Source organism: Flammeovirgaceae bacterium SG7u.111, assembly GCA_034044135.1.
In the GTDB taxonomy this organism is placed as follows: Bacteria; Bacteroidota; Bacteroidia; order Cytophagales; family Flammeovirgaceae.
Window position 1 is genome coordinate 4,987,001 of sequence record CP139021.1, and the last position, 23,346, is coordinate 5,010,346.

Sequence of the window (23,346 nt, forward strand, 5' to 3'; positions counted from 1 at the left end):
GTATATCTAAATTTAATCAGTAATGCTACTTGTAGAAAAAAATGTGTTTCTATTCTCCAGCAGTAGATCATCTCCTTCTAGCTGTATTGTTCCACTTAAAGGGATATCTACACTGGAAGCACCAATTTTAAATTCGTAACTACCTGCTTCTACCTTCCAGCCCTCTTCTAAATAGTGCATCAATTGTTGAGGAAATACTGTAAATACAACCGTTTTCTTTTTGCCTGCTTTCAAATTAACCCGTTTGAAGCCCTTCAACTGGATGGGATCCATGGAAGATGATTCATCAACTGGCGATACATATAATTGGACTATTTCTGCACCGTCCATCGAACCTGTATTCTCAACAGTACAGGAGATGGTAAAACCTGCATCGCTCAAATTGACTTTTGCTGGCATGCTGAAATCGGAATACGCATACGTTGTGTAAGACAGTCCATAGCCAAAAGGGTATTGAGGCTGAACGTCTTTGTATCCGTGCTGATAATTTAATTCTTGTTCAGATTCATCTTTTGGGTAGCTCACACAAAGCTTGGCAGATGGGTTTACATTTCCGACTAACAAATCTGCAAGGGCATTGCCCGCTTCTTCACCCGGAAACCATGCCTGAACAATAGCCGCACATTTATCTTCAAACTTGTCCACCAATTGCTGTCTTCCTCCAGTAATCACCAAAATAACAGGCTTTCCTGTTTCAATAAGCTTTTCTACAAACAGCTCTTGCTCTCCTGGTAGGCGAATCCCTTCACGCTCGCGGTTTTCCCCACACAGGTACGTATTTTCACCCATGGCAGCTATTATCACATCACTATTCTGAGCTATGGAAAGTGCTTTTTCCAAATCTGGCTGAGCAACTCTGCTCAATATATTTTTCTTTGCTGTCCCCAGTTCACCGTCTCCATAACTATTAGGATCTATTATAGTCCCCAATGGTTCAGTCCAGTCGCAGCCCCGCTCATTATGGATATTGACTTTATCTCCCAATTTGTTTTCCAGCCCTTCTATAATGCTCACAATTTTGGGAGAATTAGGATCAAAAGTTTGCCCCCAGAAATAGGTAATCATTGACTGATAAGTATAATCTCCTAACAAACAAAACACATTGTCGGAGTTTGGTCCCAGCAATGCAACATCTTTTATTTCATCTACTTTTAAAGGAAGAATCCCATTGTTTTTTAATAAAACAATGGACTGGCAAGCGGCCTCATAAGCCAATTTCCTATTAGCCGGCGGATCAAAATCCAACTCTCCATCTACTCCAAAAACTGGGTTATCCAACAATCCCAATTTGATTTTCATTGTCAGAGAACGCTTCACAGCCGTATTGATCACGTCGATTGAGATCGTAGAATCCTCAAGTGCTTCAGGTAAAAACTCGTAGGTTTTGGGAACTGGAAACTCTAGATCATTTCCCGCTTTCAAGGCCATCACTCCAGCCTCTTTGAAAGAACTAGCTTGTGCCCATTTATCATGTACATGGTCAATGGAATGATAATCGCTCACCGCTATCCCGTCGAAACCCATTTTACCTCGGAGAATTCCATTGAGTAACTCAGGATTAGCCACATCAGCCACTCCTTTGTAAGCAGCATACGAGGGCATCACACTTTTAACCCCAGCAACTTTAATAACCGCCTCATGCGGCATCAGGTAATCCTCAAAAAAATCTTTTTCGTTGGTAGTTTTTGCTCCGTAGCCTGCAAAATGCTTCGTGGTTGCAGTAATTCCAGACTTGAAATCATCGCCTTGCAGGCCTTTCACAAAAGCCACACCCATGGTGGAGGTTAGGTAAGGATCTTCACCATAACTTTCTTCTATTCTTGGCCAATGGGCGGTGCGGATGACATCGAGCATGGGCGACAAGGCATAATTAGCGCCTACTGCTTTCATGTTTTTGCGGGTTGACAGGGCATTTCGGGTAGCCATTTCAGGATTCCAAGAACAGGCAATACCAATTTGCTGGGGAAACGTTGTCGCCCCTTTGGTGGAAAATCCGGTAATGGCTTCTTCGTGGAAAACAGCTGGGATTTTCAACCTTGTCTGCGTCATGAGATACCGTTGAACCTCCCGCACAAAATCGCGTAACTCCTCAGGCTCCATGGTAAACGAAGAAGAAAACTGACACATATGACCAATTCCGTTGGGTATTTTTTTGCGACAGCTATCAAGCGAAAGTTTTCCGTCTTTCAAAAGCTCCGTTGGGCGGATGCCTTGTATTTGGGCAATTTTTTCTTCGAGGGTCATTGTCGCCATGATGGAATCTACACGAGCAGCAATCTCTGGGGTGGAAAAGGGTTCGGGTCTAGCCATAAATATTTCAGTGTTTTGAGGTTGTTCTACACATGAAAACAATAGTGTGGCCAAGATAGCAATTAGTATTTTTTTCATTTTTCATTTATATTTTGAACTCTACTTAGTTCGTGGCTGGAAAGGTTAAAGAGCTCCTTTTACTTCAAAAACTGCTGCATATTGACTTGGCCTTTGGGCTGGAACATTCAGAATCAGTTTATCTTTTGCTTGATTGAACTGAACCGGACCATCACTCCCTATAAGCTTCATAGAATGTATTTGCTTTGGCTGATAAGCTGAACCAAGCCCCAGTGCAGGAATTTCAATCTCCCCTTCTGTTGGGTTCAATACAAAAACATATAGCATATCTCCTTTGGTGGTAAATCGCACTTGATCGTGCCCGTATGCAGGACTGTCTTTTGTTCGATTGTTAAATTGTACACTTTTTCTTTTCTTTTGATCTACAAGGTCGGTATTGGCCATATTGGCATTGCTGGATGAGGTATCAGCAGCGATGGAAAAGAGGTTATCGCCGTGAACCTTCCAAGGCGAAGTAGCGTAGATGGCTTCACCATTCAGTTTTAACCACGCTCCAAAATCATCAAGGATCACTTTGTGCTCTGGCGGGATAGTCCCATCGGGCAAAAGCTCAACATTTAGCACGAAGTTGCCATTCTTGCTCACCACATCTATCAATAACTCGATGGTGCTTTTGGCGTCGTGCCTCGACGGATCGTCTTTCTTATAGAACCAATGTGTATAAGAACAGATGCTTTGCCAAGGTTCTGGATAAATTTCTGTTTCCACCCCTTGTTCTATATCATGAACGATGGCTGGATCACCACCCGGAATTTTTCCTGTGATTACCGCATTGATTTTCCCGTGTTTGTTGAGGTCGTTATTATAAAATGTACGAAAGGCTTCTTTTCCATACTCTCCGTAAGGAAATCCCCTGCCATCGTACCACAAAAAATCTACATCATATTTGGTGACCAAATCCTTCATTCGGAGCAACCAGTTTTCTTTCCAAAACTCTTCCCATTCTGGTGTCCTTTGCTCGGGTGGCAGGCCGTATAATCCGGTAGGATCCATTCCTTCCCACCACGTACCTTTTCCATCTTCTTTGGTTAGGCGGCCATCGTAGGGAACATCTTTGTATGGTCCGGAGGTATCTGCACCAAAAGCAGGTAATCCCCACTCAAAAAAGCGCTCATCATGCGTGCTTACTCCAAAGGGTACACCAAATTTTTTGGCGGACTCACTAAACTCGCCAATAATATCTCGCTTGGGACCAACATTCACCGAATTCCACTCCTGATAAGTGCTGTTCCAGTTATCAAAATTATCATGGTGGTGCGCCAACGCCATAAAATATTTAGCACCCAAGTCCTTCGTGAAATATTGTAAAAGCTCATCGGTGTTTAACTTTTCGGCCTTCCACTCATGAATCACATCCTTATATCCTTTTTCAGAAGGATGCCCAAACCTTTTGAGGTGATAGGGATATGCATTTTTCCCGAAAGTCTGGTTACCAACATCTTGCATGTACATATGGCGAGCATACCAACCACCCCCATATTCGGGCAATGTTTGCGCACCCCAATGTACCCATATCCCGAACCGAGCATCGGTAAACCATTTTGGCACTTCGTACTGTGTGCCTATTTCTTCCCAAGTACGTTCCTTTTTGGGCGTACAACTTGTAATACTAATAATGACAAATAGAATTAAGAGCCGAGATATTTTCATCACACTATTTTTTCGTTTGGTCAAGTAATATTTCCCAGTTTCCCTCGAAATAGGCCTTATCGATTTTATCAGGCTTCAAGCCCTTTTCAACACGCTTGGCCTGGTCCAGCAAATCCATGTACACATAAAATTGTAGCCAGTAGCCGTAGCTATATTTTTGGTAGTCCGATTTTGGATTTTTCATGAAGGCATACCAAGAGGTGTTCAACCCTAGTTTGTCTGCAACGTCCAACGCAGCCTGGGCTTTTGCCCAAATACCTTCCGACATAGAAGTGTGCAGTTTTCGATAATCTTCGTAGGACATTTTAGCTGCATCAATAATTTCGCATTTGTCATCGATTCCCAACTCAAGAAGCGAGACGGATTTTTCAAAAAGAGTATCTCCATCTATATCCATTTCAATTTGATCGATAAAGCCGTTGTTGTCCGTATCTTCATATTTGAAGGTGCTGAACGGGGTAAATTCTTTCTGAAGTCGCTCCCATTTTGGCGTATATGTATCATACATTCCCCCAAAACCTTGGTAGGAATACGCTAGCTGATCTACCCGCCATGCGCCCCATTCGGCACCATAGAGATGAATCCTCCCATCAAATTTTGAAATATAAATGTTTCCTTTTCCGCTATTGTCTAGGTCCCATTCGCCTCGATCCCCTATAGCATCGGCTTGTAAATTATTATCCAATCCACCGTTTCGCCCTCCTATTGTAAAAAGGCTCTTTGGATCATAGAACTCCACCCTTTCCCAGCGTTCGCAATCGTCATCTTCATCGTACGAAAAGTAGATATTATCCCATTCACCTCGGTTGTATGTCAAGTCCAACGCTGTGTCAAAATCAGGGTAGATGAGTTCGGTAACCTGCCTCCAGCGAGGATCTTTGAAAAACTTATCGGCTTCCTCCACTCGCACGTTCTTGAACTTGTGTACTTGATCCATATAGTCAAATCCCTTGCCTTCTCCCCGAAAGCGAAAAGACATGTCGTAATCAAATTCATTTCCCGGCGCATTGTCATTGTCCAAATCAAAGGAAACTCCTACATAGCTCACCTTTCCCTCTACGAATACTGTATCTCTATTTTTTGGTGAATCCAATGCCCTAAACGCCATTTCCGTTAAACCATCCCCGTCATGATCGAAGAATAAAAAGGGGTTTTCCCAATTCAGGCGTACATCTTCCATATGATAGGTAGAAGTGTGTGCTTTCAGAAATGTACTCTGCCCCACATAATCTTCGAAGAAATTAGAACTTCCCTCGTGAAGCCATGCACGTACTTCAAAAGTATTCCAGTCTATATAGTTGAAGACATTATCCTTGTCGCTATCAATTACCCAAAAATAATGTCCAGGACCCCACTTCTTAGCCCCTTCCTTTGCGTTTTCGATAAATACCTGCATATCTGCCATGCCATCTCCATCCTTATCAATCCAGTCCACGGCTATATCTTCGTAATCGCAATATTTGCCATCTTTGTTCACATCTATCAATAGGCAATCACTATCCGTATCTCCCTCAAAATCTCCTTCTCTCAAGTCATCGTCGTCATCTATCCACATAATGGGCGTATTCCGAATGGTGACCGAATAAATAATGTCCGGATCGCCATCCCCATCCAAGTCTTCCTGAACTGGTTTGTAACCTATAGGAGGCGGAGGCAAGCGATACGAAACAAGAGGAATGTTGTTGTTCCAATAAGACCTGCCCTCATCTTGAGCGCAAAGCTCGACCTGCACAAGAAGTACGATGAAAGCAGATAATGTATAGTATGTTAAAACCCTTTTCATTTTCACTCTTAGTATAAGATAAAAAATCTCAGCTGCTTGTAGTTTACAAGTAGCATTATAAATCCTATGGAAAGTTGATTTCAAACTTTCTTGAGTTGTAATCCCTCACCGCAGTGATGATTACCGTTTCCCCCTGATACTTTTTAAGGTAATGCTGAAGGTCTGATATATCTCGAACCTTGTTTCCATTGACTTGCTGAATAACCCAATCACTCACCAGTTCAGCATCTAGCCACATTTTTGACTTTTCAGGAACGAGCAATTTGATATAACAACCAAAGTCATACCCTCCCGTAGCGTCTATCAGATCAGGATCATCGGCAATATTGACCAGCAAAGCACCTTGAATTTCCATTTCTAATGCACCAGTAGAAGCTTTTCCTCTTTTTTGCTGATATTCCCCCGCAAGCAGTGTGCTGAGCCAGCTCGGGTGAACAACCTCTTCTACTCTCTTAAAATCAGCTTTGGCGGTAAAGCCTACAGGAACTCCATTTGCATCAAAAGTTCGGGCTTTTACCGTTGCAGAATGAGCTAGTTTCACCTTACCAGTATATTCTAAAGAATGGACACTTGGTTCGGACCCATCAAGTGTGAAGTAAATTTTAGCACCATTTCCAGCCCGTACATCGGATGTTATCGTCAATATTTTTGGCTCTGAAAATTCGCCCCCAAAAGGAGTTATACGAGTCATCTGGTGTCCAAACTCATCCATTGAAAAGTTTTTAAAACCTAGTTTCAATGCAGGTGAATTTTCCTTTACCTGATAATTTCCATTGACGGGATCCACAAAGAGCGGATCGGCTACAACAGAGTGCTGGTCGTAGCCTTCGGCTTGCCATTCGGGCAGCGATTTACCCTTGACTATCTCAGGGGTATTTGGGAAATTTATATTCCAATACAAGTTACGATCGTAATTGGTACTCCATTTGGTTTCTGTAGGCAAGCGAATTGGTCGGATAAACTGAGCCGTTGCTTCCTCATTTCCGGGCACAGCTCCCGAAATCACAAATATGTTTTGGTAAATTTCGTCCTGCGACTCTTTTGGCCACACATGCCAACCCAACGGAACTGCACTTACGGTGATGTTATTAAAGACCTTACGAGCCATTCCATCCCTCAATTTGATGGTTGAACCGAGGTTTAGGTTGTTGTATATTTCAAAATAACTTGAGCCATCGTCCAAATCGATCGTCCAGTTGCCTGCGCTGATAGATTTGCGGTAGTTCGCTATGCGGTTATTTCGTATAATGACATTATCAATGGCATCCAGCTTTGTCAATTCTTTTAGAAAATGGTCATCCGTACCCCTCGATCCCTTCCATTGGCGCTCCCGTCCCCAAGAATTAAAAGGACCATGTTCGCCAGTTTCTCTTACCGTTTCCCAAATATCACAATACTCGATAATGTGCCCGCCCCAAGTTCCGTCATTGATACAAATGCCGGCGCGCGGACAATTATAAATAGTATTGTGAGATACTGTTATTTTATGGCTCATGGAAATATACACTCCTGCCACTTGCTTACCGACATCTCCAAAATCGTGCATTATCGAATTTTCTGCCACGCAGTTTTTCGGGTAATCGGGGGTTTTAGGACCTGGAGTCAAATCCATGTTCTCACGCATCTCCTCCCAATCTTTGCCATGTATTTGGCTATCGTCCCAAGTTTGGTAAAAACGAACGGCCGAAGGCAACCCGACAAAACAAACAGCACTTTCACCAGTATGTACAAACCGGCAACCTGTCACTTTGTTGCCTCGGTTATAGGCACTCATGAACACGCCATTGCCTCCAACATACTCAAAACTGCAATTTTCTACAAGGCAGTTCTCAGCGCCCTCCAAATATACAGCCCCGCCTCTATGAATTGCCCAATCTCCACGGGCAACAGGCTCGTAGCTATCCATAAAAGTGAACGCTGATTGCGTGAAACGAAAGCCTTTCAATTGAATATGTGCTACCGGCGAATCTTTTGTCCCTTTCAGCTGAATCAAATCTTTTAACACGGTAACTTCCACCTTAGCATCAGCCAACTTCACTCCCGCTTCTGGATAATAATAAAGCTGCCTAGTTTCCTTATCCAAAAACCACTCTCCTGCCACATCTAACTCCTCAAATATATTTTCGACAAAATACCAGGATGTCTTTTTTCCTTCCCCCCCAATTCCATGTTTTCTCTGTAACTGCCACCCCCCTTCGCCCAAATACACCTTATTTTCTTTGCGGTTGACCGTCTTAATTCGGTACTGCATATTGCCCCAGTTGTGGCTCTGAAATGCGTGTACTATTCCCGTTTCCGGTTGTTTCCATTCCTTTTTCGTGAAAGTATTCGGATCGAATGAAAACCATGTATCGTACCGATGGTTTGTCCCGCCTTTTACTTGAAGGTATCCCTTGCCTCCTCGAAGTGGGTTTTGGTAATCATAGTTTGGAAAACGTGCCCTTATTTGCCGTTCCCCATTGATAAACAATTGATCAAAATCAAGCCCTGAAGGCAATTCGGCTACAAAAACCCCATTTTTGAATTCACTCCACTTCAAGTACCCCAACCGCCTAGACCCTTTTATAGTTACCTTTGCCCCCGGTAAAGCGGAAAATACAACGGGGTTTTCAGGTGTTCCTGAATACTCACTTCCTATCTCAATGGTTTGGCCGAGGTAATACTCGCCTTCGCTAAACCAAACAGTAACGGCTTCTCTTCCAGCATACGCCTTTGTTTCGCTCAGCGCTCTTGAAAAAGAAGCAAAAGGGCTTTCTTTTGTACCCTCTCCTTTGTCATCCCCAATAGGCGAAACGAATAGCTCTTTCCCAATAAGCAGCTTACTCGCTAGCAACAGTACAAAAAGCATTTTATATCTCATAGCTCTTTTTTTACAAAAAAATCATTCCGATAAATCAAACTATACAGAATCTATTATTTTTACTTCCCAGCCAATTCTACTTCTATTTTTGCTCCCTTGTAGCTTACCCCTGTCTCCAATTTCTCTCCATCAAAAAAGAGGGTAAACTCCTGAGGAACTGATTGGTAATCGAGATATTCGCCAATTGCCTCTTCAAGAATCAACTTTTTCTCTGCCTCAACATATTTCATTGGGATGATGCTGTACACACCGTTTTCGTAGGCATAGCTCTCTCCCTCATCGGTGTAAAGTTCATAGCTTCCATCAGCCCCCGAATACACGTGCAGTTGCAAAGGATCGTCAAATTGCTGGGTGGCAAATTGTACTTTAGGTCCCATTGGGATGATTGACCCCGCCTTTATGAAAATGGGCGTTTCATCAAAAGGGGCTGCAACCGTGATCGTCTTGCCTCCTAAGGTTTGTTCATTCGTCCAGAAGTTGAACCATTTGCCTTCAGGCAGATAAATGTCTTTATTCCTCTGCTTGTAGTCTGTTACAAACCCTACCATTATCGACTCTCCAAAAAATAGCTGATCTTTAATTCCCCAGGTATTTTTATCGTTCGGATAATAATACGCCAATGGGCTCATCAGCACATGCCCATCTTTGTGAATTTTCCAAGCCTCGGAATAGATGTAGGGCATCAGCTGATAACGGACATCAATAAACTTGCGGGCCATGTCTTCAAATTCTTGTCCGTAGCGCCATATTTCTGTTTCGGAAACATAACCATGGATTCGGAAAATGGGGCTGAATGTTCCGAACTGGAACCAACGTGTAAGCAGTTCAATATATTCAAGATTGGTATATTGACTATCAAACTCTGGATTAATCGACTTTGAATCTCTAAAAAAACCACCAATATCGTGCGACCAATACGGAACGCCTGCCATGGTGAAGTTCAGGCCTGCGGCAATCTGTTCTGAAAATTGCTCCCAAGAAGCCTCTACATCTCCAGACCAAGAAGTAGCTCCATAACGCTGCTGCCCAGAATATGCAGAGCGAGTCAGGTTAAAAACACGTTCGTTAGGAAATTCTTTCCTTCGCCCCTCGTACACTGCTCTGGTAACTTCTAGCGAATAAGGATTTTGAACCTCTTCATAAAGCCCCACTGCTGTATTTACTTTAGTGTCTTTAACCCCTTCGGGCTCAGTACCATCTAGCCAAATAGAGTTCACCCCAAACTGGAACATCGAATCGCTCAATGCTTGATAAAAACCCTCTCTGATTTCTGGGTCGTAAATATCTATATAGTTGCTGCTCTCAATTTTGTCAAGACCATACCTCTCCTCTATCCCATCGTTCTTCACCTCAGGCCATACCGAAACCATCAGGTTCAGGTTTAATGCTTTCAATTCATCAACCATCGCTTTTGGATCTGGATATTTCATCCTGTCCCACTCTGGGCCTTTTGTTCCTTTGGGCCAGTAAAACCAATCTTGAACAATATTATCAAAAGGGATTTTACGCTCCCTCATCTCACGTGCATTCACTAATAATTCTTCTTGGTCGTGATACCGTTCACGGCATTGCCAAAAACCGTAAGCACTTTTGGGAAACATGGGGGTTTTTCCCGTCAGTTCATGATTTAAAGAAATAACTTCTGCTGGGTTTTCGCCCTGTACGAAATAATAATCGATTGCATTTCCTTTTCTACTACTAAAAACAGTTTTGTTATAATCAGGCTCATTATAGAACAAGCGCCCAGGAATCTTCGCTCCTGTGTTTTGAAACACAACTTTATATGTTTTTCCTGCTTCCAGTTGTTTCCTTCCCGAATACCTTCTTGGCATCCAGATAGTGGAGTAATTGATTATATCATCCCCATTTATTGTCACCCTAATCTCACCTCGCATACGACCATTGTTATCACTCAGTGCCATAAAAGTATATTCTCCCGTTTTGGTCGGAGTGAAGGTAGTTTCCCGTATATTTTTCTCTATATTTTCCTTGCTGGCATAAGCTGCTACATTTTCCTTTTCCCCATCAACTGGCGCTACTTGCTCGTCTTTTGCACTCTCTACCATACTGGCAGCGCCAAACTGAACCTCATTTTGTGGGCTATTAAAGTCAGTAAGACTGTAATTGTGCCAGTAAATACCATAGCCATTGGTAGAAACCAAAAATGGAATGGCAATTTCCTGATTGTACTGCTGCAAGCGAATAGGTACATTTTTCCAGTTCATGATGCCACTTTGGTACTGCCCCAAGCCATACAGAGCTTCATCTCCAGCATAAAATGCTTGGGAAACGGTATGCTCTTCACCCTGGGGATTTATATAGGACAGCTCATTTGTTTCTGCCAAAAGCTCTTTCCCAGCCTTGTCGCGGTAAATGATCGTTCCATCGCTATTGACTAGAATGTCTAAAACAGCGGTGCTGATTGCTACTTGCTCCTGCGTTTCTGAAAAGTCCCACGGTACGTTCTGCGGCTCTAAAACGGTTACGTAATCGGGTAAAGAAGCTTTTTCTTCACCTCTTAAAGTTTTTGTGATGTGAACAATTGCCTCATCCATTATCTCAACCTGAATTGTGGTGCTGTCCATTTGGACAACTACACCATGAGCTGTTTTTTGCACTTCATATTTGAAGTGTGTTTGGCAGCTAAAGAGCAGAAGAGAGAGGATGGCCGAATAGCCTAACAACCTGTTTAATTTGAATATTCTGTTATTCTTTTTCATTTCATTTGTGAAGTTTTACTCGTGAAGTATTTAATCGTTGATTGCTTTTTAATCTAAAACCCAAACTGGCTAATTTTACTATTCATAGGTCTGTTCCTGTCGAAGAACTTCCCCCGCTTTCGTTTCCTTAACCGACACCTTTATTTCCTCCGTATTGCTTTCAATTCCTGATATGGTTAACTCTTGAACCCTCCCGTCTATTAGTTCAACCACTAACTCATTAGCACTTTTTGCTACTACCGATTTGATCATCGATTCATTTTCGTAAGGTTCAACTATCGAAAGATATCGGGCTTCTGTTCCATAGCTTCTGACCGCCATGGATTTCAAGCGTGAGGCTTCGTTTCCTAAAGGAAAATCTCCACCAATTTTTGCCTTAAAAGTGGCAGCGTCCATGCCCGAAAGGTCTATCATTATTTTTGTAGCTTCCTTCGCATTCTCTGGCATTCCGGGAATTGAATTGGCCATTGGTTCACCTCCTATTTTGATAGGGCCACCGTAGTAATCTTTCCCTTTTGTTGAGGGTATCAAAATATTTTCATACTTCACAGGAAGAGTTGAAACCAATACTTCAGAACCGTCCTTTAAAACAATTTTTGCATCGCCCCAAAAAATGGTGTTGTTCCTTGCCTTCCCTCCTATTTTTGTGGTGAGTTCCAAGGTAGTTTTTCCAGAAATATCCGCTACTATTTGTTGGCTTCCCAAAATCCATGCACCTGTACTATCGTTCACCAACGTATTGCCATCGGCACTCACGGTGTACCACAATTGCTTGTCTACATAAAAATTCTCGGTCGAAGTGCCAATCATAATTTCGTTTTGTTGGGGCCATGCGTTGAACACATCAATTTTTAAGGGCCCTTCGGTACTGTGCGGCAACCGAACTCCCTCATTATCACAACTATCTCCCCAGCACATTTCGAATTGGGTTCGGGAAGTCCCTTCGGTTTTGTACCAGTTGCAATCGGTAATAAATTGTGCGCTACCCAAAGGGTCTGCATTCATTTGGTTGGTATGGCGGAGGTATTCTTTCTTATCTGCCGTGATGTCCCTAAACCCTTTTGCTTGAAACATCCAGTCAAACTGGTGTTCTTTTTCTGCATTGAGGTAATCGGCAAGGACTATATAATCGTCCAGCACCACCATTACTCGGCGCTGCATCACAGGTTCGGTAAACTCGGTACAAGCCCCGTATTCAGGCGCATTTTCTGGAATAGGAATAGTTCTACCTTCTTCCCACATCTTTTGTGAAAAAGGTTTTTCAGGATCATAAACAATTCCACCATAGGGAGGATAACTCCACCTTGAGTTAGTTTCTATGGCAGTTGCCTGCATCATTTCTCCTGTATAAAATAGCTTTCGGAAGTTTTCAACTGGCTCTTGCATCTTTTCATCCACCACTACCATGTTTTTGTTGATAGATGTCTGTTTTAAAAATTTGTACAGATAACTCTGATAGCTATACCAATACATCAAAGTACCGTAAAAACTACGGCCATAGCGCATCATGCTTACCAAGTTGGTGCGGTCGAAGTGTCCGTGGTATCCTCCATGGGAACCGTAATGCAAAGTTGCCTGAATTTGCTCACGTTGCTCTCTTTCTTTTCCTTTGGATCGTAACTGGACAATACCCATATTGTCGGCATAAGCCGATACTTTCATTTTTTCGGAAGTGACGTTTGGCAGATCGGGTACTCCATACAACAAATCACGCCCTTTGCTCCGATTGATAATGGCAGCATATTCTGGGTCTTTGTAGAGGAAATAAGCCAACTCATAAGGTCGGCCGGCCACCTTAGCATCTACGGCATCGTTAATTGCGGGCAACACTCCCCGGTAATCCAAAAATGGAATAGAGGCATCCCACATGTCTTTTATGCTCACATTGTTGCGCTCAATTTTCCCCCATTTTTCAAACTGCATCCCATAAATCCCCCCTTTTCTTCTGCTTGCCAAAAGCGAAAAATGTTTGGTGGTACCTATGGGAAATTTCATGTCTTTGAAATTGATGCCCCAAGGTTCTAGGGCAATGGCTGTTTCGGAAAATTCAGTTGCCACCCAAGTGTTGTACCCCACAGCGCACTCGTACCACCACCCATCGCTCATAATTCCATGCTCCAAGTGTTTGTAAATACCCGTTGGCGAGGTCAAGAGTTGGTCTATCAGATGCCAATCTTGCAAGTTCAGGGCACAGTACAGTGCTGCGGTGAGCTCGGCAACATTCCAGTTGCTGATAGCCCCACGGGTATTCCCTTGGATAGTTCGGGTAACAAACAACCTAAAAGTCTTTTCAACTAACTTGTGGTCTTCTTCTGTAACCAATTCGCAGTCGCGGATAAGGTCGTATGTGCGACCAATCGACTGCCAAAATTTGCCTTCCCCTACAAATGAATTGCTTCCTCCCACCAAGGTGGCAGGGTATCCATCTTCTTCCCGAACCAATCGGCGAATGACTTTTAAGCATTTTTCTGCATACTTGTTATCACCAGTTAGTTGGTAGGCAATGGCACACGTTAGGATGCGTCTGCCATCCGTGTTAAACACCGACTTACCCAGTAGGTCTTCTCCTTCTAGGTCAGAAAAATCATTTCCTTTGGGTGCTTCCCATCTTTCTGCCCTGTTTTCATATTCTTCTAAGCCTTCTTTAGCCCATTCATATTTGTCAACCTTATCTTTTACCTTTTGCCACCCTTCAGCAGTAAACACAATATTGGGGGTTGGCACTCGTACGGCAGTAGTAAACTCGATAGATGTGACAGCAGCTCCATTAGCAATTGCTTTCACTACCTGCTTTTCTCGGATTCCGGTAGGTAACTTTGAGGGGATGTTTACTGTCAGCTTACATTTTTTTGCTTCTCCCGGAGCTAAATCAAAATAATTTGGTTCGATGGATGCTTTCATTGATTCCCACCCTTCGGTTTCTATTCTGAGCCGAACGCCTTGCTGGATATCGGTGGTATTGCCTACTTCCACCTCATAGGTAACCGAGGTTCCCGCATCTGATGATTTCCCTTGGATGGATGATTGCAACCCTACGGACTGCCCTTTTGTTGCATAAAAATTTCTTATTTGGAAGGTCGAATTAGTTGCGAAATTGAGCGTTAGCTGCACATGTTTTATGGCGAAAAGAGTGCCCCACTTTTGCCCTGCGTCTATATCAAACATGTCCCAAGGAATATAAACAGACTGCCAACCTTGCCCCACTAGGCCCACTTTTGCAGTGCTCACTGGGTTCAGCTCTAGGTAGTCCAATGTATCTACTTTTAACATAACCGAAAGCTCGGCCTTGGTATTCGGCTTTAGGTAAATGTCAAAAGCAATTCCTTCATAATTGGTCCAATCGGCAGCATCGCCAAAATAATTCCTACTGATTTTAGGGAAATAAATTCGGCTTTGGTTTGAATAGGTATAGGAAATTGTATCTCCACTATTCGCATGGGCTATACCTTTCTTGACTTTTGAAATGCCCGACCAATCGGAAAAATCTTCATTCCCCACTTGGGTTCTAAATTGGGCATGGCACAAACTTCCCATCATGATCCCAATCAAGACCAAGACCAACTTAGTCGTCCTATTTTTATTTCTCCTTACAAAAAATCCATAGTAGGTAATTCTCATTATTTTATCGTTTAAGTCACCAATAGAGGCTACCCCCGTCTAAAAAATTCATCTCAATTAAAACATTGAAAGCACCACAGCCCTACAAGAGCCATGGTGCCTAGTTAGATCTATTTCAAATTAATGTCTCACCACAAACCGTAAATTCATCTGTTCCCCATCCACATTTATGTTCATGATGTAGATGCCATCCGATAGCCCGGGCATATCGAGACCCAGCACTTGCCTACCTTGGGGAAGCTCCCTCAACTCGGAATGCAGGATCCTGCCCGTAAGCGAGATCACCTTGAGGCCTACAACTCCCGCCTGCGGCATCGCCAACTCTAGGCTTGCCTTGTTATCCATTGGGTTCGGGTAAAGGAGAATGCCGGAAAAAATCTCCTCTGGTCTCACGATAGCCGTTGCCGCAACCCGTTGCGCGGCCCCGCTTGGCTCTGTGCCCCAGACAAGCTCGCCACCTACATAGAGCGTGATGTTCGCATTTGCTTGGTAAGTGTTCGTGCCTACGTATGAATAATCGTCCGTCTCGTCAAAAGCCGCCCAGCTGGCGTTCGCCAAACGGGTGCGGATCTCGCCCGAACCGCTTAGGCTGTACAAGGTGTCCTCGGCAGTGAAGCCGATCTCAAGGTACCTGTCCGCACCGGCTACCGGCGTTTCCAGCTCCTCCACGGTGCCCTCTACTTTTCCATTGCCCATCTCTGCCCAGTCGGTCCAGAAATTGGTCGACGTCGCATCTTCGGAGGTGAACCAATATTTCATGGTCACATCGGAAAGCGGAACGACGGTGTTCCCCGTATTCCTGATCTCAAAGTTTGGCCTCAGGGAATTGTTGTAAGGGGAATTTGCGTCCCCCGCCTTGTGCTCTACCACAAACGAAGCGGTTGTTGCCTCAGCTTCAGGTTCTTCGCCCCATACCAAAATACCATCTAGGTACATCGTGACCTGCGTGTTTTCTACATAGCTGCCGGAAGGGAGGTAAGAATAGTCGTCCGCCTCGTCAAAAGCCGTCCAGTCGCTTTTTGCAGAGCGGGTCATGATATCGCCGGTGCTTGTCCCCGGTAAGAGGTCGAGCCCTTGGGCAAAGCCAAGTTCTAAGTACGTGTACCCGCCAGACCTTGCAGGCGTGCTCTTGTGGAAAGAGCTTGTGATGTTGGACTTGCCCAATTTGGCATAGTCGCACCAAAAGTCCAGTGGCGTATAATCCTCTGCGGTGAACCAGTAGCGGATGGTCAACCCGCCCAATGCAACGCTATCTGTCCCCGTGTTGGCCACGTCGAAATAGGTATGGATGCTGTTGTCGTCAACCTTTCCCTTCGTTTTGGAGCTTAGGTCCAATGAGATGCCCGACAACTCGAACTCCATCCAGTTCAGGTCGAACAAGTAGCCTTCTCCGCCGTTGAACTCGAACTCGAGCGTTTGTATGCCCGCTTCTAGCCTTACCAGGGAAATGACGGTCTCCCAAGTGCCTGCCGTGGTTGGAATAGTAGCTGTCCCTAAAACCTCTCCTTCGTTTTGGATGGCAATGTTTCCGCCTAGCTCTGAAGAAACCCTATATGCTATTTTATAGATACCAGCATTGAGCACGTTCACATCAAATGAAACATGGTCTCCATTTTCAACTGAACCAATTTGCTCGTCTCCTTCTTCATCAGAAGTTGTTTCTACTTCTATACCTGATTGTGAGAAATAATCTTCCGCTTCTAGCCTAGTAAGAGTACTTATTTCAATAGGCTTTCTGGTAGCTTTAAACCAGTTGAGGCTCATTGCCCCTCCTTTGAAAACGAGGTAAATATCGTATTCGCCATCAGCGATATCCATAGTAGCCCCAATTGTTTCCCAAGTAGTTGCTGAACCTGTATTTGGCACCTCAATAGTTGACAAAAGCTCGCCTGCATAATCGCCTAACCTAACTTCAATGGTTGCTCCCTCAGCACTTGCAACACGAGCGTCAATGCCGCCAGCATCTACAAATTCAAAGCCGCTGAACATAATCCAGTCACCATCTTGAACAGTAGCAACTTCTTCTTCACCATCTTCATCTGAAGTAGTTATTGTTTCTGTTCCGTTCACCAAATCGTAGCCTTCCGCTTCTATTCTTGCATAAGGCTCTGCTGGTTCTTCTAAACCAAACTCCGAAAACTCGAACCAGTTACTATTACAGACATTTGCACTTGATACTGTTTTATAAATAAAATAAACATCATGCACTCCTGTAACTTCTCCGGTGATGTCTCCACTTGCAGTTTCCCAATTGTGCCAGCCACCAGAGTTATACAAATTGATAGTTCCGATGAGGTCGCCATCAGCAGCTCCTGTCCTTACTTCAACATATGTATCATCGTAAATAGAGCCAAAACGAGTACTCACTCTTTTTGCCCCAGTAAGATCAACATCACTGAACATGATCCAATCGCCAGGAACGATCGACTTTAGGATAGACCCGACACCATTATCTTCAGCATCTGTTGTACCACCAACGCTCGCTTTCCTCCAATCATTCGCATCATAATCTTCCGCTTCGAGCCTTGCAAATGGATCTGCATATTGGTTAAACTGAAGCCAGTTAAGGTTAAACAAATAGCCTCCGCCACCTTTTAATATAACATACACATCGTGAACACCCTCTACCTCTAAAAGCTCTGAATTGACAGTGGCCCAATTGCTCCAATTACCAGTGTTTGGCAATTCGACATTTCCGATCAACCTGCCATCAACCCCACCTACTCGTAATTCAACAGTACACCCACTATTTGGCGTACTGTAGCGTACATCAATATCTACAAAACCGGTTAGATCAACTTCGCTGAACATGATCCAGTCGTTGTTGTGAACCCAACCGACGTTTTCGTCTCCGTTATCATCAGAAGTTGCTTGAGTGTCGATGCCGTACATATCATCAAAATCTTCGGCTTCGTAGTAACCTAGTGGGCTTGCAAATTCGGTAAACTGTAGCCAGTTGATATTCACAAGGTCAGCAGATGTTCCTTTGAATACAAGATATACATTGTACTCACCTTCCATTTCTTCTACTTCAGATTTCACCGTTTCCCAAGCACTAGCCGAACCTGTGTTTGGTACTTCAACAGTAGAGATCAATGCGCCATCATATGCGCCTAGCCTCACTTCAATGGTAGTGCCTTCATGAGGACTGGCTACACGAACATCAAGGCCTCCAGCATCGGTCAAGTCAACATTTTTGAACATGATCCAGTCGCTGTCTTGGATAGAAGCGACTTCTTCTTCGCCGTCCACATCTGAAGTAGCCGCCGTTGCAGTTCCACTTGCGTTGCTGTACCCTTCCGCTTCTATTCTTGCAAATGCTTCAATTGATTCACTTACCTCAAGCCCAGAAAACTGGAACCAGTTGCTGTTACACACATTGGCGCTTGACTCTGTTTGGTAAATAAAATACACGTCATAAATACCAGTTTTAGGAGTGATATTTCCGCTTGCAACTTCCCAATTGTGCCAACCTTCCGTGTTGTACATATCAATAGTTCCGAGCAACTCACCATCGGCAGCTCCTACTCTTACTTCTATAAAAGCATCGCCAACTTGAGTTCCAAAGCGAGTGCTCACACTTTTTACATCCGTAAGGTCCATATCCGAAAACTGGACCCAATGACCGGGTTTTATAGATTTCAAAATAGATCCTACGCCATTATCTTCGGCGTCTGATGTTCCTCCAACCGTAAAGCTTCCATACTGACCGTCATAATCTTCGGCTTCTATTCTTCCAAATGGGTTTACATATTTTGTAAACTTAAGCCAGTTGATTTTTAACAAATCAGTGCCTGCTCCTCTGAATACAAAATAGACATCGTATTCGCCATCTACTTCGTCAATAGCTGTGCTTACCGTCTCCCAAGTGCTTAAAGAACCTGTGTTTGGTACATCGATAAAAGAAACAATTTCCCCATCAGTAGCACCTAGCCTTACTTCAATAGTTCCACCATCAGTTGCACTGGCTACTCGTACATCAATTCCGTCAGCTTCTCTCAAATCCAACAAATCAAACTTAATCCAATCACCGTCCTGAATGCTGCCCACTTCTTCTTCTCCATCTACATCGGAGGTTGGTGAAGCGATAGTTCCACTTTCGCCGTCGTTAATTTCAGCCTCAAACCTTGTGTAAGGATCTGTTGGAGGCTTCACAAATACATCGGAGAATTGGAACCAGTTGATGTTGCATACGTTAGGACTTTCTTTGGTCTGATACACTAGGTACACGTCGTAAATACCCGTTACGTCTAGCATATAGCCACTAGTCGTTTCATACGTTTGCCATGCACCCGTATTTGCTGCATATACTTTACCTACCAGCGGTCCATCCACCGCATCTAACCGAACTTCTACGTACGCATCATCATACACAGAAGCCAAACGGGCATTGATACTTTTTACACCGGTAAGGTCAAGGCCAGCGTACATACTCCATTCTCCCGGGGCAATAGAACCTAAATTTTGCACTCCATCAATGTCGCCAGTAGTTCCTATTTTCACCCCATTCATATCGTCAAAGTCTTCTGCCTCAACTCTTGCAAATGGATCTGTAGTTTCTACTACGCTAATGTTTGTTACGGTGTAGTAGTTTTCTTCGCTTGAAGAAGTCCCTTGAATTATTACTTCTAAGGTGCTTCCTGTCAAGTTCTTTACAATTGCAGTCGTTTCGCTTAGGCTTCCTGTACTTTCCGAAATCGAGGTCAGCGCACCGCCATCAAGTTTGTAATAAACATTGATATTATCTGCGCTAGATAATGCTCCTGTTTCGCTTAACTGCACGTAAATATTGGCACTTGAAACACAAGTGATATCCATGAGACCAGATGACCAATCTACAGAAGCATTTTGCACCGTAAACCCTTCGTTTTCAAATGGTAAGTTACAAGGACTCACAAAACCCTGCCCCTTCAATTCTAACCAGTTGATGTTCCAACCTGCAGCGTTTGAAGTTAGGCGCAGCGTATGCGTTCCTGCTGTTAGGTAAATAGCCGAAGTGGTATTTACCGTAGCCCATGTTTGCGCTCCACCAGTGGCTGGGAAAGTGACTTGCCCAATACTTTGCCCGTCTACGCTTACCGCAAAATCGCCATCAGTTGTTTCGCTGGCTACGCGGTAATCAAAAGCATAAGTAGCCGAAAACGGTACCACAACAGTATATTCCATCCAATCGCCTGCATCTATTGAAGTTACATTTTCCACGCCGCTCACATCGGAAGTTGCTTCTGTAGTTACTCCGCTCATGCTTGAAAATGCCTCTGCTTCTACCAATACCGAACCTTGAACAGTGATATTGAAAGCCGCTGTATTTTGCTGGCCACAGTCGTTGGTGAAGGTTACTTCATAAGCTCCAGCAACATCCGCTTGGATATCGTCAAACTCAACCACCCTTGTATCTGCGGTAAAACCATTAGGACCAGTCCAGCTCCAAGTGCCTCCTACAGCAGGCTTTGGCTGCAAGCTTGCCGAATTGCCTGGGAAAATAGACACATCAAAAGATTCTTGCGTGCTAATGGTCGTTCCCACCATATTGTACACTTCTGCATATGGTTTTACTTCTACTACAGCGCATTCCAGCAATAAATCCAACCAGTTGAAATTCCAACCAGATGAGTTTGCCGCCACCCTGATTGTCTGTATTCCAGCACTTAAAAAAATGGGAGATGCAGAAGAAACCGTGCCCCATGTTTGAATACCGCCCGTAGCCGTGAAAGAGACGGTTTCCAATTCTTCTCCACCAACACTTACCGTAAAATCTCCATCTGCAGATTCGCTGGCTACTCGGTATGCCATGGTGTAAGTGCCATCGAAAGGAACATCAATTTCGTACTCCATCCAGTCGCCAGCCTCAATTGACGTCACATTCTCACCTGCACCTTCATCGGTAGTAATTTCTGTGGTTACGCCACTTGCATTGCTGAAACCTTCCGCTTCATATTTCCCAACAGAAACTGCTGTATGTACGAGGTTGTTGTTCGTACCAAAGTCAGTTACCATGCCTCCTGAAACTCCGGTAATCGTTGAGGTTTGTTCCCTTAGCTCTACAGCGAAGTTAGTGTTGTTATTAAGCACAATATTCGTTGCGGTAAAGTCATCCTGATTGGAAAGGCTTTCCCCTTGGGTACTGATATGGTTTCTCTCACCCCCTACTTTAATTTTTAAATCTTGGTCAATAACCAGACCTGGGGCACTCTTCAACGTAATGTTGTGGTTGCTACCTCCGATGTAGGCAACATTTCCCGAACCGTTGTAGTATGGATCTTCAGCAGGAATAATCGTAATTTCTGCATTATAATTCTTATCAGTTGTGTAGGTACTTGCATAAACTGGCCCATAAGCACAGTCTGCATAACTATCAACTACATCTCCCGAACCAAGCGAATAGCCGTTCTCGCAACCTATTGCAATACATCCTTCTACATACTTTGTTCCAGTGGCATGGGCAACGGTTACACCTGTCCGCAAATGCTTTATGGTACAGTTCAATACTGTTACGTTAGAAGTTCCTCGGCTATACTCCACTCCGTCAATTACGGTGTTACCTGCATTATAAGCTCGAATACCAGCTTCACCGGTACTTTTCATATAGCCTGCTGGCAATCGGTAGCCCCAAACCGTGTAAAAATCAATTAAATCAGCCGCAGTACCTGTCCCTTCTTCAGCGAGCATGTCATCTGTAGAACGCATCTCGCCTTCAAGGTAGCAACCTTCAATTTTAGGATTGTTAGCAGCTTGCATAAACATGCAATGACCATAAGAACGGTGAATGATCGTATTGTCTTTTGCATGGTTCGACTCTCCCCTAATCAAGAAAGCGCTGTGCTTAAAGTGCTTGATGGTATACGTGCCCCCTTTACCAAAAGCATCGCCATAACCGTAAGGGTACGAACCTTTTGCGGTAATATGAAAGCCCTCGATCCTGTTGTACGAACCATCCATACAAACATTGAGTGCCCCATTTTTAGGGTAATCATGGACGCTCCCCACATCTACTAAAGTCAAGTTTTTAAGAACGTTGTTATTACCTGTAATTTGTACTTCGAAAAAATCGTCATAGGAATCTGTATAAGCATTAAACACAGCCGTCTCCACATTGACGGTTACATCGGTAAAATCATAGGTACTGTTATTTCCCGAGACAAGAAAAAGCACATAGGCTTTCACTCCTCCCACGGTCGTATAGTCAGGAAAATCGCCATTCACGATGTCATCGGGAGTAACCGTGTACGTCCCTGGAGCCAACTTTACATCTGCATTATCTTGCTTGAGATACGGCAGCAATTCTTGCAACGAATTGACTGTAATCTGCTGTGCCGAGGCACTAAAGCTGATCAAGAAAAAAAGCGCTGCCAAAAAGCGCTTTGGTTCAAAAAGGCAGGGTAAACTCCCTTCCTTTCGATAGTTACATTTTGTCTTAGTTTTCATTTTCATTTTACAGTTTCAGAAATAATTAATTGGTTTACATAAATAGATAGTAGTTAAGTGAAGTATAATTAAAGAGGTTGTGCTGATAAGCAGGATACAGTTTTATTAGATAAAAAACTGCAAACAATAGCTTTTTAAGCTTACTATCAAACACTTACAAGCAACAATCTCGTATATTCTTATTTATTTAAAGCCTTTGTAATCGCCTTTACAACCAGCGATTCCATCACCTTATAGCCCTCTAGGCTAGGATGTACCGAATCCCTTCCATATTCTTTTTTAAGCCCTTTCTCTTTGTTCACCATTGGCTTGTAATAATCTACGTAGACCAACTTGTTCTCCTTTGCATATTTTTTAATCAGCTTATTGAGGGCGACGATAGAGTCTGCTGGTTTTATATTAGGCCTCCACGAATAAGAAGTAGCTGGCAGAGCTGCTGCCAAAACCACCTTTATCCCGTTTGCCTTCGCCAGTTCTGCCATTGAGAAAATGTTGCCTGCAATTTGCTCGATGCTGATTGGTCCTTTATTTTGGGCGATATCATTTGTCCCGGCCAAAATCACCACCACTTTGGGCTGTAGCTCTATCACATCTGGTCTGAACCTGAGCAACATTTGTGAGGTTACTTGCCCACTTATCCCCCGATTGATGTAGGGATTAGTTGCAAAAAAAGCGGAGTCGTAGGTTTCCCACTTTTCGGTGATCGAATTACCCATAAAAACCACCCGATTTTCTTCGGGAGAAGGTGCTGCTAACTTGGCATTTGCTTCTGCATATTTCCCCAAATTTGCCCAATCTTGCTCTTGTGCCAGCAACGGCGCAGCCAAACTGACGAGCAGCACACATAGCAGCATTTTTAGCTTGGGGAAACCCCTATTTTCTACTTTCCAATTCATCTTTTT

The 23,346-nt window shown here is 43.7% G+C and carries 8 protein-coding genes; all 8 read right to left on the reverse strand.

From position 1 onward, the window contains the following. Positions 1-12: 12 nt before the first annotated feature. Positions 13-2,310, reverse strand: coding sequence for a glycoside hydrolase family 3 N-terminal domain-containing protein (locus tag R9C00_19465; GenBank protein ID WPO33881.1), 2,298 nt, complete (start codon positions 2,308-2,310; stop codon positions 13-15). A 123-nt stretch (positions 2,311-2,433) separates the two neighbouring features. Continuing rightward, positions 2,434-4,038, reverse strand: a complete 1,605-nt coding sequence (locus R9C00_19470; protein WPO38780.1) for an alpha-L-fucosidase — start codon at positions 4,036-4,038, stop codon at positions 2,434-2,436. A 4-nt stretch (positions 4,039-4,042) separates the two neighbouring features. Continuing rightward, positions 4,043-5,821 carry a hypothetical protein gene (locus R9C00_19475; GenBank protein WPO33882.1) on the reverse strand — a complete coding sequence of 593 codons (1,779 nt, stop codon included), beginning with the start codon at positions 5,819-5,821 and terminating at the stop codon, positions 4,043-4,045. 64 nt (positions 5,822-5,885) lie between these two features. Then, positions 5,886-8,681: a chitobiase/beta-hexosaminidase C-terminal domain-containing protein gene (locus R9C00_19480; GenBank protein ID WPO33883.1), complete on the reverse strand. Its 2,796-nt coding sequence runs from the start codon at positions 8,679-8,681 to the stop codon at positions 5,886-5,888. A 59-nt stretch (positions 8,682-8,740) separates the two neighbouring features. Beyond that, on the reverse strand, positions 8,741-11,401 hold the full coding sequence (locus R9C00_19485; GenBank protein ID WPO33884.1) for a glycoside hydrolase family 31 protein: 2,661 nt from the start codon (positions 11,399-11,401) through the stop codon (positions 8,741-8,743). 78 nt (positions 11,402-11,479) lie between these two features. Beyond that, complete coding sequence (locus R9C00_19490; protein ID WPO33885.1) at positions 11,480-15,019, reverse strand: hypothetical protein; 3,540 nt, start codon at positions 15,017-15,019, stop codon at positions 11,480-11,482. 120 nt (positions 15,020-15,139) lie between these two features. Continuing rightward, positions 15,140-22,444, reverse strand: a complete 7,305-nt coding sequence (locus tag R9C00_19495) for a carbohydrate-binding protein (GenBank protein WPO33886.1) — start codon at positions 22,442-22,444, stop codon at positions 15,140-15,142. Positions 22,445-22,623: 179 nt separating this feature from the next. Continuing rightward, a complete protein-coding gene (locus R9C00_19500; protein WPO33887.1) occupies positions 22,624-23,340 on the reverse strand; it encodes an SGNH/GDSL hydrolase family protein in 717 nt (238 codons plus the stop codon). Between the last annotated feature and the right edge of the window lie 6 nt (positions 23,341-23,346).

Bases quoted from the DNA above. Each gene is read 5' to 3' on its own strand.
- R9C00_19495 (WPO33886.1), bottom strand. From the start codon at position 22,444: ATGAAAACTAAGACAAAATGTAACTATCGAAAGGAAGGGAGTTTACCC.
- R9C00_19480 (WPO33883.1), bottom strand. From the start codon at position 8,681: ATGAGATATAAAATGCTTTTTGTACTGTTGCTAGCGAGTAAGCTGCTT.
- R9C00_19500 (WPO33887.1), bottom strand. From the start codon at position 23,340: ATGAATTGGAAAGTAGAAAATAGGGGTTTCCCCAAGCTAAAAATGCTG.
- R9C00_19490 (WPO33885.1), bottom strand. From the start codon at position 15,019: ATGAGAATTACCTACTATGGATTTTTTGTAAGGAGAAATAAAAATAGG.
- R9C00_19485 (WPO33884.1), bottom strand. From the start codon at position 11,401: ATGAAAAAGAATAACAGAATATTCAAATTAAACAGGTTGTTAGGCTAT.
- R9C00_19470 (WPO38780.1), bottom strand. From the start codon at position 4,038: ATGAAAATATCTCGGCTCTTAATTCTATTTGTCATTATTAGTATTACA.
- R9C00_19465 (WPO33881.1), bottom strand. From the start codon at position 2,310: ATGGCTAGACCCGAACCCTTTTCCACCCCAGAGATTGCTGCTCGTGTA.
- R9C00_19475 (WPO33882.1), bottom strand. From the start codon at position 5,821: ATGAAAAGGGTTTTAACATACTATACATTATCTGCTTTCATCGTACTT.